General features: G+C 72.3%; 13 protein-coding genes. All 13 read left to right on the top strand.

From position 1 onward, the window contains the following. Positions 1-112 precede the first annotated feature (112 nt). Positions 113-2,080: a chemotaxis protein CheA gene (locus VF665_RS20375; RefSeq protein WP_331055303.1), complete on the top strand. Its 1,968-nt coding sequence runs from the start codon at positions 113-115 to the stop codon at positions 2,078-2,080. A gap of 39 nt (positions 2,081-2,119) precedes the next feature. Next, the gene (locus VF665_RS20370; RefSeq protein ID WP_331055302.1) at positions 2,120-2,740 is read left to right on the top strand and encodes a chemotaxis protein CheC; all 621 of its coding nucleotides are present in this window, start codon (positions 2,120-2,122) and stop codon (positions 2,738-2,740) included. Between the two features lies 1 nt (position 2,741). Next, positions 2,742-5,489 (top strand): tetratricopeptide repeat protein, encoded by a 2,748-nt coding sequence (locus VF665_RS20365; RefSeq protein WP_331055301.1) that lies wholly within the window; start codon positions 2,742-2,744, stop codon positions 5,487-5,489. Positions 5,490-5,492: 3 nt separating this feature from the next. Then, positions 5,493-6,647 carry a DUF4388 domain-containing protein gene (locus VF665_RS20360; protein ID WP_331055300.1) on the top strand — a complete coding sequence of 385 codons (1,155 nt, stop codon included), beginning with the start codon at positions 5,493-5,495 and terminating at the stop codon, positions 6,645-6,647. Beyond that, complete coding sequence (locus VF665_RS20355) at positions 6,644-7,555, top strand: tetratricopeptide repeat protein (RefSeq protein ID WP_331055299.1); 912 nt, start codon at positions 6,644-6,646, stop codon at positions 7,553-7,555. Before VF665_RS20360 ends, VF665_RS20355 begins: the two co-directional genes overlap by 4 nt. Then, the gene (locus VF665_RS20350; protein WP_331055298.1) at positions 7,552-7,905 is read left to right on the top strand and encodes a hypothetical protein; all 354 of its coding nucleotides are present in this window, start codon (positions 7,552-7,554) and stop codon (positions 7,903-7,905) included. Before VF665_RS20355 ends, VF665_RS20350 begins: the two co-directional genes overlap by 4 nt. Beyond that, the gene (locus VF665_RS20345) at positions 7,902-8,387 is read left to right on the top strand and encodes a hypothetical protein (RefSeq protein ID WP_331055297.1); all 486 of its coding nucleotides are present in this window, start codon (positions 7,902-7,904) and stop codon (positions 8,385-8,387) included. The genes VF665_RS20350 and VF665_RS20345 overlap by 4 nt, the downstream gene beginning before the upstream one ends. Positions 8,388-8,404: 17 nt before the next feature. Beyond that, positions 8,405-9,019 carry a GTPase domain-containing protein gene (locus VF665_RS20340; RefSeq protein ID WP_331055296.1) on the top strand — a complete coding sequence of 205 codons (615 nt, stop codon included), beginning with the start codon at positions 8,405-8,407 and terminating at the stop codon, positions 9,017-9,019. 786 nt (positions 9,020-9,805) lie between these two features. Next, entirely contained in the window at positions 9,806-10,993 is a 1,188-nt protein-coding gene (locus tag VF665_RS20335; protein WP_331055295.1) for a DnaA ATPase domain-containing protein, read from the top strand. Between the two features lies 1 nt (position 10,994). Continuing rightward, positions 10,995-12,611 (top strand): DUF4388 domain-containing protein, encoded by a 1,617-nt coding sequence (locus VF665_RS20330; protein ID WP_331055294.1) that lies wholly within the window; start codon positions 10,995-10,997, stop codon positions 12,609-12,611. Further along, the gene (locus VF665_RS20325) at positions 12,608-13,450 is read left to right on the top strand and encodes a protein-glutamate O-methyltransferase CheR (protein ID WP_331055293.1); all 843 of its coding nucleotides are present in this window, start codon (positions 12,608-12,610) and stop codon (positions 13,448-13,450) included. Before VF665_RS20330 ends, VF665_RS20325 begins: the two co-directional genes overlap by 4 nt. Beyond that, a complete protein-coding gene (locus VF665_RS20320; protein WP_331055292.1) occupies positions 13,447-13,938 on the top strand; it encodes a chemotaxis protein CheD in 492 nt (163 codons plus the stop codon). Before VF665_RS20325 ends, VF665_RS20320 begins: the two co-directional genes overlap by 4 nt. Continuing rightward, a partial coding sequence (locus VF665_RS20315) for a response regulator (protein WP_331055291.1) occupies positions 13,925-14,463 on the top strand: 539 nt, incomplete at its 3' end. The genes VF665_RS20320 and VF665_RS20315, both read left to right, overlap by 14 nt.

The following is a 14,463-nucleotide window of genomic DNA, read 5'->3' as shown; positions in this document are numbered from 1 at the left end:
TGCGGTAGTGCGTGAGTGAACAGCGCCCGGGGTCCGCCCCGGCGCCGTCGGCCGTACCTGATCTGCCCTTCCGCACTCACGCACACAGCACTCACGCACTCTCCCCTCCCGCATGGAACTCTCCCAGTACGCCGAGCTCTTTCTGAGCGAATCGCGCGAGCACGTGAGCGCGATCAACCACCTGCTGCTCGCGCTGGAGGCCGATCCGCGCGCGCGCGAGCCGGTGGAAGGGCTGTTCCGGGGGGTGCACACCATCAAGGGGATGTCGGCCACCATGGGCTACCGCGCCGTGGCGGACCTGGCCCACGAGATGGAAAACCTGCTGGACCGCGTGCGCCTGGGCCGGGCCGTTCCCGACTCGGCCATGGTGGACGTGCTCTTTGCCGCCTGCGACGCGCTGGAGCGCAGCATCGAACACGCGGTGGAGGACGGCGACGACGACGGCGCCGTGGCCCCCGTGGTGGCCCGCCTGCGCGAACTGGCCGGCGAGCCCGGGGCGGCGGCCCCGTCCTCCGCCTCCGACACCGGCGGCGCGGACGCGGCGCCGGCGCCGGAGGGGACGCTGCGGGTGCGGGTAACGGTGGACCCCGCGTCCATCCTTCCCGCGGTGCGCGCCTTCATGGCCGTGCGCGCCGCGCGCGGGCTGGGCGAGGTCACGGAGCTGGACCCGTCCGAAGCGGCCATGCAGGAGCCGGAGTTCAACGGCACCGTCCGTTTTCTGCTGCGCTCCGAGGCGCCGGACGCGGAGGTGGAGGCCGCCCTGCGCTCCGCGGGCGAAATCCGCGACGTGGAACTGCGCCGCGCCGCCCCGCAGCCCGCGGCTGTCGTGGTCGCCGACGAGGTGGACCACGCCGCGCTGGAAGAGGTGCTGCAGGCCGAGGCCGCCGGGGGCGCGGACGACCGCGCCGGGGCCGCGGGGCGCGCCCGCAACATCCGCGTGGACCTGCGCCGCCTGGACGCCCTCGTGAACGGCGTGGGCGAGCTGGTGATCGTCCGCGACCGCATGCGCCGGCTGGCCGGGGGCGCGACGCCGGAGCTGGCCGAGGCCATCGACATGGCCGCGCGGCTCATCGGCGAGTTGCAGGACGAGATCATGCAGGCCCGCATGGCGCCGGTGATGCAGGTGTTCGACCGCTTTCCCCGGCTGGTGCGCGACGCCGCGCGGTCGCTGGGCAAGCGGGTGGACTTCGTGATCGAGGGCAAGGAGATCGAGCTCGACCGCTCCATGCTGGACGAGATCGGCGACCCCGTCGTTCACCTGCTGCGCAACTCGCTGGACCACGGCATCGAATCGCCCGCGGACCGCCGCGCGGTGGGCAAGCCGGAGACGGGGACGCTGCGCCTGTCCGCCGCCCGCGAGCGCAGCCGCATCGTGATCCGCGTGGAAGACGACGGGCGCGGAATCCAGCGCGAGCGCGTTCTCGCCAAGGCGGTCGCCCGTGGGATCGTGAGCGCGGACGAGGCGCGCGCCATGAGCCAGGAGGACGTGGACCGCCTCATCACCCGTCCCGGCTTCAGCACCGCGGAGACGGTGACGGACGTGAGCGGGCGCGGCGTGGGGCTGGACGTGGTGGCCACGCGCGTCCGCGCCCTGGGCGGCATGCTGGAGATCGAGAGCGTGCCGGGGCAGGGAACGGCCATGACGCTGCAGCTTCCCGCCACGCTGGCCATCGTCCGCGCCCTTCTCGTCCGCCAGTCGGGCGAAACGTACGCGCTGCCGCTGACCCACGTGGGCGAGACGGTGCACCTGCTGGCGGAAGAGGTGGGCGCCGTGAAGGGGCGCACCGTCGCGTTCCTGCGCGACGAGGTGATCCCCCTGCACTCGCTGCGCACCCTGCTGCGCTCCGGCGGCGAGCGGCCGGAGGGAAAGCGGCCGGCGGTGATCCTTGAGGTCGGCGAGCAGCGGGTGGGGCTCGAGGTAGACCAGCTGGTGGGGCAGCAGGAGATCGTGGTGAAGGGGTTCGACGCCACGGCCGACACGCTGCGCCTGTTCAGCGGCGCCACCATTCTTTCCGACGGCCGGCCGGCGCTGATCCTGGACGCCGGCTCTCTGCTGGGCGCGGCCGCGCACGCGGCCTGAGTTGTCCACCAATCGAACGACCTGAACGGACGGAGTCCGATGACGCTCGATCTGCGGGAACTGGGGGCGGTGCAGCTGGACGGCCTCCGCGAGGTGTCGAACATGGGCGCGGGACACGCGGCCACGGCGCTTTCGCAGATGACCAACACCCGCATCATGATCAACGTCCCCCGCCTCCAGGTGGTTCCGCTGGAGGAGGTGCCGGACGCCATCGGCAGCCCGGACGAGGTGGTGGCCGCCGTGCTGATGCACATGCTGGGCGACCTCACGGGGCGCACCCTCCTCATCTTTCCGCGCAACGCCGCCATGCGGCTGGCGGAAATGCTGCTGCACCGCCCGGTGAACAGCGCCCACGTGTTCGGCGAGCTGGAGCAGAGCGCCATCAAGGAGGCCGGCAACATTCTGTCGGCGGCGTACATGAACGCCATCAGCGACTTCATGGGGCTCATGCTGCTCCCCAGCGTGCCCTCGCTGGTGATCGACCTGTGCGGCGCGGTGATGACGACGGCGTACACCAACTTCGGCCACGAGCGCGACCTGGTGTTCTGCATTCAGACCGAGTTCAGCATGAACGAGCAGACCAGCGTAGCGGGGCAGTTCCTGCTGCTTCCCGACGTGGAGTCGCTGCAGAAGATCCTGGAAAGCATCCGTCTTGCCTGACGTGACGGACACCACCGCCCCCGGCGCGGCGGTCCGCCCGCCCCACTCGGAGCGGGACCTCCGCATTCTGCGCGGCTTTGCGCAGCGCATCGACGCGGCCGATGCCGGCGCGCACAACAACCTCGGCGTCCTGTACTTCAACAAGGGGATGTACGAGGAGGCCATCGGCCAGTTCCAGCGCGCGCTCGCCATCGACGCCAAGATGCAGGTGGCCCAGCGTAACCTGGAGATCGCCTACTTCAACACCGGGTACTACGACCGGCTCATCAGCGAGCTTCGCGAGCGGCTGCGCGAGGACCCCACCGACGCCGACGCGCGCCGCCGCCTGGCGCAGGCGTACGTGCACACGGGCGACGTGCCCGGGGCCGTGGCGGAGCTCAAGCGCGTGCTGGCGCAGGACCCCGCCGACCTGGCCACGCTGAGCGCGCTGGGGCAGGCGGAAAAGGCGGGCGGCCACTACGAGGCCGCCATGGAGTGGTTTGAGCAGGCGCGCCGGCTGGACCCGGAAAGCGCCTTCCTTCACTTCGCGCTGGGCGAGCTGTACTACAACCGCGGCCTGAACGAGGAGGCGCTGCGGGAGCTTTCGCGCGCCATCGAGCTGAACCCCGAGCTGGCCGACGCCCACTACGTGCTCGCCTTCGTGCACGGCGACATGGGCGACATGGAGCGCGCCGGGGCCAGCTCGCGCCTGGCCACGCAGCTCAACCCCAACTACGCCAAGGCGCAGACCAACCTGTCGCTGGACCGCTACTCGTCAGCCCGCTACCTGGAGCTGGTGGGCGACCGGGTGCAGCGCCCGCAGGTGGCCGCGGGCGAGGTGCTGGCGCACTACAACCTGGGGATCGCGTTCCGGCAGAAGGCGCTGTACGAGGAGGCGCTGCGCGAGTTCCAGCGGGCGCTGGAGGCGGGGGAGGAGCCCTCGCTCACCCGGCAGGCCATGGCCGAGGTGTACCTGCTGCAGGGGCGCGCCAGCCAGGCGCTGGACCTGTACGACCGGCTGCTGGCGGAAGACGAGCGCAGCCCCAAGCTGTGGAACGAGCGCGGCGTCTGCCTGCACCAGAGCGGTGAGGTGTCCGGCGCGGAAACCAGCTACCGCCGCGCGCTGGAGGCCGACCCGGCATACGCGCTGGCGTGGAACAACCTGGGCGTCGTCCGGCTCCATCGGAGCGACGCGGACGGCGCCGAGGCGTCGTTCACCGAGGCCGTGCGGCTGCGCACCGGCTTTGTGGACGCGTGGTGCAACCGCGGCCTCATGTACCTGCGCCGCGGCCGCCACGCCGCCGCGCTGGACGCATTCCGCGCGGCGCTCCGCGCCAACCCCGAGGCCGCGGGCGCGTGGAACGGTGTAGGCGCCGTGCTCATGGAAACGCGCCGCTACGAGGAGGCGCGCAACGCCTTCGTCCGCGCCGTGGAGAGCGACCCGGACCACGCCGAGGCGCGCTACAACCTCAGCTTCGTGCTGAGCAACCTGGGCGACTTCGAGGGCGCGCTGCGCGAAACCAAGCGCGCCCTGGAGCTCAATCCGTACTACACCACGCCGCGCTACAAGCTGGCGATCGACCTGCAGTTCGAGTACGCCGAGGTGCTGGCGCCCGAGCTGGACGCGGCCGAGCGCATCAGCGGCGAAGAGCGGGGCGTCGAGAGCTTCACGTTCGAGGAAGGGGCGCTCGACAGCATCTTCGCCGAGCTGACGCCGGCGCCCCCCGCCGCGCCGTCCGCGGCCGCCGCTGCGGCGGACGCGTTCGCCCTGGCGGAGGACTACCTGAGCAAGGGGCTGCTGGACCGCGCGCTGGCGGAGATCCGCCGCGCGGCGGTGGGCGGCGCGGACCCGGTGCAGGCGGCGCTGATGACCGCGCGCATCTTTCTGCGCCAGGGGCTGGACGGCGAGGCGCTGGAGCGGTTCGACGCGGCCATGGCGCGGCTGGACGAGGGCGCGTGGACGGCGGACCACGCCACCACGCTCAGCGGCCGCGCCCGCGCGCTGCTGCGCATGAACCGGCTGGCGGAGGCGCGGGAGGCCGCGGAGGCGGTGCGCGCCCACGAGCCGGACCACGCCGAAACGCTGCAGGTGCTGGGCGAAACGCTCCTGCTGCAGGGCGACCCGGTGGAGGCGGTGCGGGTGTTCGGCCGGGCGTGCGAGATCTCGCCGGAGGATCCGTCGCTGCTCCGCCACCTGGGGCGCGCCGCGCTGGCCGCCGGGCGGCCGGGGGACGCGGAGCGCGCGCTGCGCCGCGCCGTGCAGCTGGACCCGGACTTCGTGGCCGCGCACGTGGAGCTGGCGCGCCTGCTCCTGTCCGCGGACCGGGTGAACGAGGCCATCGCCGAGTGCCAGGCGGCGCTGGACGTCCTGCCGACGTACTCCGAGGCCGCCGTGCTGCTCGCTAACGCGCTGCGCCGGGCCGGGCGCCCGGACGAGGCGGTGGGCACGCTGGTGGACCTGCTGGCGGGCGATCCGTATCACCTGGAGGCGCTCGTGCTCCTGGGCCTGGCCCTGGCGGACGGCGGCCGGCGCGACGACGCGCGGCGGGCCTTTACCCGCGTGCTGCGGCTGGACCGCGACCGGGCGGACGCGCACTTTCACCTGGGCGGGCTGGCCGCGGGGGAGCGCCGCTTTCGCGAGGCCATTCAGCACTGGAGCGACGCCATCACCGCCGCGCCCGACGGGCCCATGGCGGAGCCCGCGCGCGAGAACATCGCCACGGCGCTGGACGTGGCGCGGCTGTTCCGCTCCGCGCCGGCGGGGGTCTGACGGATGGCGATCGAAGGGCCGCTGCGCGAACTGGCGCTCACGGACGTCTTTCAGCTGCTGGACCTGTCGCGCAAGACGGGGACGCTGAGCATCACCCCTGAAGACCGCCGCGCGCGCCCGGCGCTGGTCCGCTTTGACCGCGGCGCGGTGACGGCGGCGGAGCTGGGGCAGGCGCACGAGCGGCTGGGCCACCTCCTTCTGCGCGCCGGCAAGGTGACGGAGGCGCAGGTGCAGCAGGCGCGGCAGGCGCAGCAGTACGCGCCGGGAACGCCGCTGGGGAGCATCCTGGTGGATCAGGGCGCGGTGACGGCGGACGAGGTGCGCCGGCAGCTGCGGTTCCAGATCCAGGAGATCGTCTTTGAGCTGATCCAGTGGAAGGACGGCTACTTCCGCTTCGAGGAGTCGCCGCCCCCCCCGCCGGGGAGTGTGCCCGTCCGCGTGAGCACCGAGTCGCTGCTGATGGAGGCGGCGCGGCGGGTGGACGAGTGGAGCACGCTGGAAAAGAAGATCCCGCACATGGGCGTCGTCCCCGTCTTTGTGGCGGATTCGCCCGACGGGCCCACGCTGGACCTGCACCCCACCGAGTGGGAGGTGCTGGCGGAGATCGACGGAACGCGCACGCTCAAGATGATCGCCTCGTCGCTGGGGCGCGGCGACTTTGACGTGGCCAAGATCGTCTTCGGCCTCGTGTCCACGGGCGTGGCCGACATCCGCGACGAGGCCGCGGAGCCGGCCACCGCGCCCAGCGGGGCCACGATGGAGCGCCCGCTGCGCGACGCACTGGGGGAGGCGGAGCTGGCGCTGGCCGACGGCGCGGCGGACCGCGCGCGGCGGCTGCTGGACGACCTGGCCCGCGCGCATCCGGACCGGCCGGAGGTGTACACGCTGCTGGCCGAGGCCCACCGCCGACTGGGACGCTGGGGCGAGATGATGCTGGCGCTGGGGCGCGCCGCGTCGCTGGACCCGCTGGCGGCGGGCGTGCACTACCACATGGGCTTCGCTGCCGCGCGCACGGGCGACCTGAACCGCGCGCGCGACGCCTGGGACACGTACCTGCGCCTGGACGATCCCGGGGGCGCGGGGCGCGCCGCCCGCGCGGAGCGGGCGCGCGACGCGGCCGACGCGCTGCTGGCGGTAATGGACGAGGAGGGGCGGTGACGGCGTCGCCCATGCAGGTGCGGCAGTGGAGTGATGAGGTGGCCGCCAACCCCGGCTCGCCCGCCTTTCTGCCGCTGGCGCAGGCGTACCGCGAGCAGGGCCGCCGCGACGCCGCCATGAAGCTGTGCATCCGCGGGCTGGAGCGGAACCCGGACCACGTGGACGCCCATCACCTGCTCGGCCTTCTCTACCTGGAGGCGGGGGACACGGTCAAGGCGTTTGACGAGTGGGACATCGCGCTGGCCCTGTCGCCGGACCATTTCGGGTCGCGCCGCGAGATCGGGCTGCTGAGCCACGCCCGCGGCGACTGGGGCACCGCCGTGCGCCACCTGGAGCGCGCGCTGGAGGCGGACGCCTTTGACCAGGAGGTGCGCGACGCGCTGGAGGAGGCCTGGGCGAAGCAGTCCGGCCGTCCCGCCGCGCCGCGCGCCGCGGACGCGCCGGCGCCGCCCCCTGCCGCGATCGCCGCGGCCGTGGCGGCTCCCGCGCCCGTCCCGCCCGCTGCCGCTCCGGTGGACGGCGGCGCCGGCGCGTTCGACGCGGTGGCCCGGGAGTTCCGCGGTTTTGCGGCGGAGCGGGGGATCGCGGGGGCGCTGCTGCTGGATGAGCAGGGCTTCGTGCTGGCCGGCGACATCACCGTGGACGGGGTGGACCGCGGGCCCGACGTGGCCGCGGTGCTGTCCGGCGCCTCGCCGGAGGCGGAGCGGGCGCTGCGCCACCTGGGGCTGGGCGCGTGGAAGGGCATCCTCGTCGAGACGCCGGAAGCCGTCGTGCGCCTGGCGCCCGCGGGGGACGGGCTGGTGGCGGTCGCGGGGACGCGGCAGGTGCCCACGGGATGGGTGCTGCGCGTGGCCGGCCGGGCCCGCGAGTCCGCCCTGCGCTTTCTGGGCGAGGGAGGCGGGGCGTGAGCGCGTACCGCGACATGCTGCACCGCGTCAACCGCATCCCCGGCGTGCGGGGCTCCATGATCGTGGCCGTGGAGGACGGGCTGATCGTGGAGGAGGACCTGATGGTGGGCGTTCCCGGCCCGGCCGCGGCGGCCCTCGTGGCCTCGCTGTATCGCCGCGCGCGGAGGTCGGTGGCCACGGCGGAGTTCGGCAGCGCAGCATACATGCAGGTGGAGGGCGACGACGGGCTCCTGTTCGCCGCCGCGCCGCCGCAGCTGGGCGACCTGCTGCTGGTGGTGATCGCCGACATTCGTGTGAACGTGGGGCTGGTGCGGCTGGAAGCCCAGAAGGTGGTCGAGGCGCTGGGATGAGGCGCACCGACCTGTCCGAGTTCGTCGGCGCGCTGGAGGCGCCGGTGGAGCGCTTTGCCCGCGAGGCGGGGCTGCGGCTGGTGCTGCTCATCAACGAAAGCGGCCAGGTGCTGGCGCAGCGCGGCTTTGCGCGGGCGCTGGACGTCATGGGCGTGGCCTCGCTGGGCGCCGGCATTCAGGCCTCGTCGCAGGCGCTGGCGGTGATGCTGGGGGAGCGGGGGTTCGCGCACCTGCACCAGGGCGGGGCGCAGTCGCAGGTGTTCATCGGCCCGTTCCGCACCCCGGCGGAAAACCTGATCGTGATCGCGGTGTTCGGCGAAGATTCGTCCCTTGGGCTGGTGCAGGTGTTTTTTGCGGAGTTCACCGGCGAGGTGTCGCGCCTTCCCGGCTGGAGCGCCGTCCGCCCCACGTCCGACGCGCGCGCCTTTGAGCGCGACCTGAACGCCGGGCTGGAAAATCTGTTCGGCGGCGCGTCCGCCTGACCGTCATCTGAGGCCCCATGTCGCTGGTCAACTACAGCACCCGCGAAATCACGTCCAAGATCGTGTACTACGGTCCCGGGCGCAGCGGAAAAACGACCAATCTGCAGTACATCCACGGCCAGGTGCCGGAGGAGCGACGTGGCCGCATGGTATCGCTGGCCACGGAAACCGACCGCACCCTGTTCTTTGACTTTCTGCCGCTGGAGCTGGGGACCATCTCCGGCTTTCAGACGCGCTTTCAGCTGTACACCGTGCCCGGGCAGGTGTACTACGACGCCACGCGCAAGCTGGTGCTGCAGGGCGCGGACGGCGTGGTCTTTGTGGCCGACAGCCAGCGGGCGCAGCGGGAGGAGAACGTGGAAAGCTTCCGCAACCTGCAGGTGAACCTGCTGGAGCAGGGGGTGGACCCCCGGACAATCCCCATCGTGCTGCAGTACAACAAGCGCGACCTGCCGGACGTGATGTCGCTGGACGAGATGGACGACCTGCTGAACTACCGCGACCTGCCGCGCTTTGAGGCGCAGGCGCTGGGCGGGGGCGGGGTGTTCGACACGCTCAAGGGGATCAGCGAAGTGGTGCTGCGCCGCCTGAGCCAGCGCTTCGGGCGCGGGGTGACCGCCGCGGCGGAGTAGGGGCGCACGCACGGCGGGGACAGGGACTGGTGAGCCGGGCGGAGTCCGGGGAGGCCCCCCCCCCGGGCTCGCATGACTCGCCCACCCTCCCCCCCAAAAAGACTGGGGGAGGGTTGGGGGGCGGAGGGTTTGTGTGGCTGGCGGGGATTGGTGCTGCCGCGGGCTGTGGCCCTCACCCGGCTCGCTAAAGCTCGCCACCCTCTCCCACGAACAGATGTGGGAGAGGGGGCACACGGCAACGGCGGTTGGGTTCGGCGGATTCCATTCGCGCTGAGCGACTGAAGTCGCCGCAACAACGGCGGAAAGTCCCCCCAAACAGACGGGGGGACTTCACCTGCACGCAGGGATGAGATCGGCGCCGAACGCCGGCCTCGCGCCGAACGGCTCCCCCTCTCCCGCGGAGCGGGTGGAGGGGGTTGGGGGGAGGGGGCCTCCTTCCGCCGCACCCGCACTGCCCGAAGTGCACGGATCTGCCGTTCTCCCCTCTCCGTGCGCAGTTTTGCACGGGGAGGGGCCGGGGGAGGGGCCCCGAAACCCGAGCGGGCACCGAGCTTCGCCCTCACACGCCAAAGCGCGCCGCCGCCCTCGTCGCACCCTCCGTCGCGTCATCCGCGCATCGCGGCATGAACGAGCCCCGGCACGACACGCGACGCGCGTCGGCCGGGGCTTCGGCGGCATGGGGAGCCCGTCTCCGCATCGTGTGCCGCCCCTGGCGGGTTCGGGCCGGTTTCCCTCGCGGCGCCCGTCCGTTACCTTGCATGGCTACAATCCCCCGCCATCGCAGCCATGAATTTTTCGCAGGACCCGCGCTTTACCTTCGAGACCTTCGTGGTCGGCCCCGGCAACCGGATGGCCGCGGCCGCCGCGCGCCGTGCGGCCGAGCAGCCGCGCACCGCCTACAACCCGCTGTTCATCCACGGCCCCCCCGGCGCCGGCAAGACGCACCTGCTGCAGGCGGTGGGCGCCCTGGCCATGGCGCTGCGGCCGGAGCTGCGCGTGCTGTACGTGACCGCCGACGGCCTGGTGGACCGCGTGTCCGCCGCCGTGGGCGCGGGCACGGTGGACGCCCTGCGCGAGGAGCTGCTGGACGCCGACCTGCTGCTGATCGACGAGGCGCACCAGCTCGCCGGGCGCGCGCGCACGCAGGAGGAGCTGGTCTCGCTGTGGGACGAGCTGGAGCAGCAGGCGCAGATCGTCATCGCCGCCGAAGGGGTGAGCCCCGAGCTCCCCGGCGTGGACGACGGCCTGCGCTCGCGCTTTGTGCGCGGGCTGGCGGTGGACCTTCCCGCCATCGAGGAGGACGCGCGCCCCGAGATCGCGCGGCGCGCGGCGGAGCAGCGCGGCATTACCCTGCAGGGCGACGCCGCGGAGCAGATCGCGCGGCTGACCGGGGAAGGCGCGGCGGGGCTGATCGCCGCGGTGGAACGCGTGGGCGCGGCGCAGACGGAGCGCGGCGGCACGCTGCAGGGCGACGAGCTGGCCGGCGTGGCGCAGCCGCACCCCGGCTCCGCGCACTCGATGGACGAGTTCAGCGCGTTCCTCTCCGACATCTCCGCCACGGTTGAGGAGATCGTGGAAACGGCGCCGTGGCGCCGCCGCCTGGCCGAAAGTATCCTGCGCTGGGAGGGGGAGGGGGTGCGCACCCGCCGCCTGGAAGTGGCGCTGGAGGCAGACACCGCGCCGGACCTGGACGCGCTGCTGCGCTCGTACGAGGACGATGTGGCCCGCCTGCGCGCCATCGAAGGCGACCTGCAGGCGCTGGGCGCGGACTCGGCGCGCTCGCCCGTGCTGCGCGATCCCGACCGCGTGGGCGAGGCCGAGGCGCTGCTGGTGAGCGCCCGCGCCGCCGCCGAGCGCAAGGCCGAAGAGGTGGAGCGCGCCCGTCCGCAGGTGGACCGCTGGTACTTCAACGCGGAAAAGACGGCGCTGCACTGGCTGGCGCTGGAAGACCGCGTTGTCGAGGAGCTGGCCTGAGATGGCGATCAAGGGAAACCTCAGGGAGGCCAGCCTTCCCGACGTGCTGCAGCTGCTGGCGATGGGGCAGAAGACCGGCTGCCTGTCGCTGACGGACCGCAGCAACTTCGGCTACGTGTACTTTGACCGCGGGCGCATCACCTACGCGTCCATCGTCAACCGGCGCGACCGGCTGGGCGACCTGCTGGTCAAGAATGGGCTCGTCACGCCGCAGGCGCTCACCAGCGCCGTCGACGAGCAGGGGCGCGACCCGCGCAGCCGCCTGGGCGAAATCCTCATCCGCCAGGGCGCGCTCACCCGCGAGCAGCTGGAGCAGTACATCCGCATCCAGATCGAGGAAGCGGTCTACTACCTCTTCACCTGGACGCAGGGCACCTTCAACTTCGAGGCGGAGCAGCGCCCGGAAGAAGGCGCCATGCTGGTGAGCATCAACCCCGAGAACCTGCTGCTCGAAGGCGCCCGCCGCATCGACGAGTGGAGCCTGATCGAAAAGAAGATCCCGTCGCTGGACCTGGTGTTCGAGGTGGACCGCGCCAAGCCGGTCGCCGACGTGGAGCTTTCGGACGAGCAGCGCAAGATCCTTCCGCTCGTCGATGGCAAGCGCAGCGTGCAGGAGCTGATCGACGAGTCGGGGATGGTGGAGTTCGACGTGGGCAAGGCGCTGTTCGGGCTGATCCAGGCCGGGTTTGCGCACCCCGTGGGCCGCCGGCAGCAGCAGGTGAAGGAGGTGCCGCAGGCGCGCATCGACGAGCACCGCAACCTGGGGATCGCCTTTTACAAGACGGGGATGTACGACGAGGCCACGCGCGAATTCCGCCGCGTGGCCGAGCTGCAGCCCCGCAACCTGGACGCGCGCTTTCACCTGGCGCTCATCGGCCTGCGCAAGGGCGACGACCGCTTCGCGCTCCGCTACCTCAAGGAAGTGGTGGAGCTGGGCGGCGGGCGCGCCGGCGTGTTCCAGGCCATGTCGCTTTCGCTGGAGCGGCTGGGGCGCTTTCAGGACGCGCGCTTTGCCAGCGACGAGGCGGTGCGGCTGGCCCCCGCGCGGCCGCAGGTGCTGCTGTCGCGCGCCATTCTGATGCTCAAGAGCGGCGACGTGGTGGCCGCGGGCGAGGCGTTCACCCGCTACCGCGAGGTGCTGGGCGAGCGCCGCGCCCCCGCCTCGTACTACGCCTTCGCCCTCCTCTGCCACGCCAGCACGGGGGACGTGGAAACGGCGGTCAAGCTGGGCGAGGAAGGGATCGCTCTGCACCCCCACAGCGCCCCCGTGCACCTGCACCTGGGCGCCGTGCAGGAGCGCAAGGGCGACTGGGAGCGCGCGGAGGCGCTGTACCGCCGCGCCACGGAGGAGGACCGCGAGTCCGCCCCGGCGCACAAGGCGCTGGGCGACGCGCAGTACCGCCGCGGCGCCTACGACGAGGCGGCGGAATCGTACAACCGCGCCGTGCGCCTCAACCCCAAGCTGGGCGACGACGTGTACTTCCGGATGGGGAACATTCACTACAAGCGGATGGAGCGCACCCAGGCGGTGGAGCTGTGGCGCCGCGCGCTGGAGCTGAACCCGCAGAACTCCGTGGTCCGCACCAACCTGGAGCTGGTGGAGAGCGTTCTGAAATGAACACGCCCCAGCCCGGGTTCAGCCTTCCCATGGAGGGCGACGACGAAGAACTGGAGAAGCTGAAGCGCAAGATCGAGCGCGACCGCGGCTTCAACTGCCAGTTCTACAAGGAAAAGTGCCTGCGGCGCCGCATCGCCGTGCGCATGCGCGCGCGCGGCCAGCACTCGTTTGCGGAGTACTCGGCCCTGCTGGACCGCGACGCGGGGGAGTACGACCACCTGCTGGACACGCTGACCATCAACGTCACCAAGTTCTTTCGCAACGTGGAGACGTGGCAGGCCATCGAGCAGCAGGTGCTGCCCACGCTGTTCGAGGGGCGCGGCCCGGTGCGGGTGTGGAGCGCGGGCAGCGCGAGCGGCGAGGAGGCGTACACCTGCTCCATGCTCACCCGCGACTGGCTGGCGCGCGAAGGCCGCTCCGGCGAGGCGTCGCGGCTGCAGATCACGGGAACGGACATCGACCGGCGCAGCCTGGACGCGGCGCGGCTGGGCGAGTACCCGGACCTGAGCATGGGCGAAACGCCGCCCGACGCGCTGCGCCGCTGGTTCACCGGCGGGCCGCCCTGGACGCTGCGCCCCGAGGCCAAGCAGAACGTGAGCTTCGAGCGCCGCGACCTCATCAGCGGCGAGCCGCTCAGCGGACAGCAGCTCATCTTCTGCCGCAACGTGGTGATCTACTTTGACCGCGAGATCCAGGAACTGCTCTTCAAGCGCTTTTACGACGCGCTGGCCCCGGGCGGCTTTCTGGTGATGGGCAAGGTGGAAACGCTGATCGGCGAGGCGCGGCTGCTCTTCAAGCCGGTGAACAACCGCGAGCGCATCTTTCGCAGGCCCGCATGAACCGCAGCAACGCGACGTACGTCAAGGTGGCGCAGCACGCGGTGGGCGGGGCTGACGACCTTCTGGTCACGCTGGGGCTGGGCTCCTGCGTGGCCATCGTGCTGCACGATCCGGAGGCCAACGTGGGGGGGCTGGCGCACGTGCTGCTGCCGGAGCCCGCGCTTTCGCGCGACCGCAGCAACGAAAGCAAGTTCGCCAGCACCGCCGTTCCCCTGCTCATTCAGGAGATGGCGCGGCGCGGCGCCCGCCCGGGCCGGCTCAAGGCGCGGCTGGTGGGGGGCGCGGCCATGTTCCAGACGCTCATGGTGCCCGGCTCGCTCAACATGGGCGAGCGCAACATCCGCGCGTCGCGCGAGGCGCTGGGCAAGGCGGGGATCCCCATCCTGGGCGAGGAGGTGGGGGGCGACTACGGCCGCTCGGTGCGCTTTGCCGTGGGGCAGGGAACCACGACGGTGACCAGCGTGGGCAGGGCCGATGTCGTTCTCTGACCGCCGCACCGTGCTGGTGGTGGACGACAGCGCCTTCATGCGCCGCGTCATTACCGACATCCTGAGCCGCACGGACGAGTTCCGCGTGGTGGGCACCGCGCGCGACGGGCACGACGCGCTGCGCAAGGTTCACCAGCTGAACCCGGACCTGGTGACCATGGACGTGGAGATGCCCGGGCTGGACGGGCTGGCCGCGCTCGGGTACATCATGAGCGAAACGCCGCGGCCGGTCGTCATGCTCTCCGCCTACACCACGGAGCGGGGCGAGGCCACCATGCGCGCGCTGGACTACGGCGCGGTGGACTTCGTGGCCAAGCCGTCCGGCACCATCTCGCTCAACCTGGACACGGTGAGCGACCGGCTGCTGGACGCCCTGCGCGCCGCGGCCTCGGCCAACCTGTCCGTGCTCCCCATGCGGATGGGGCGCCGCGCCGCCGCGCTTCCCGCGCCCGCGCCGCCCTCCGCCCCCGCGGGCGGGAGCGCGTCCATGCCCGTGGCGCCCCCGCTGGCCCCCGCGGCCGAGCG

It is taken from the genome of Longimicrobium sp., assembly GCF_036387355.1.
Lineage (GTDB): Bacteria > Gemmatimonadota > Gemmatimonadetes > Longimicrobiales > Longimicrobiaceae > Longimicrobium.
This window is presented reverse-complemented; position numbering and strand designations above follow the sequence as displayed.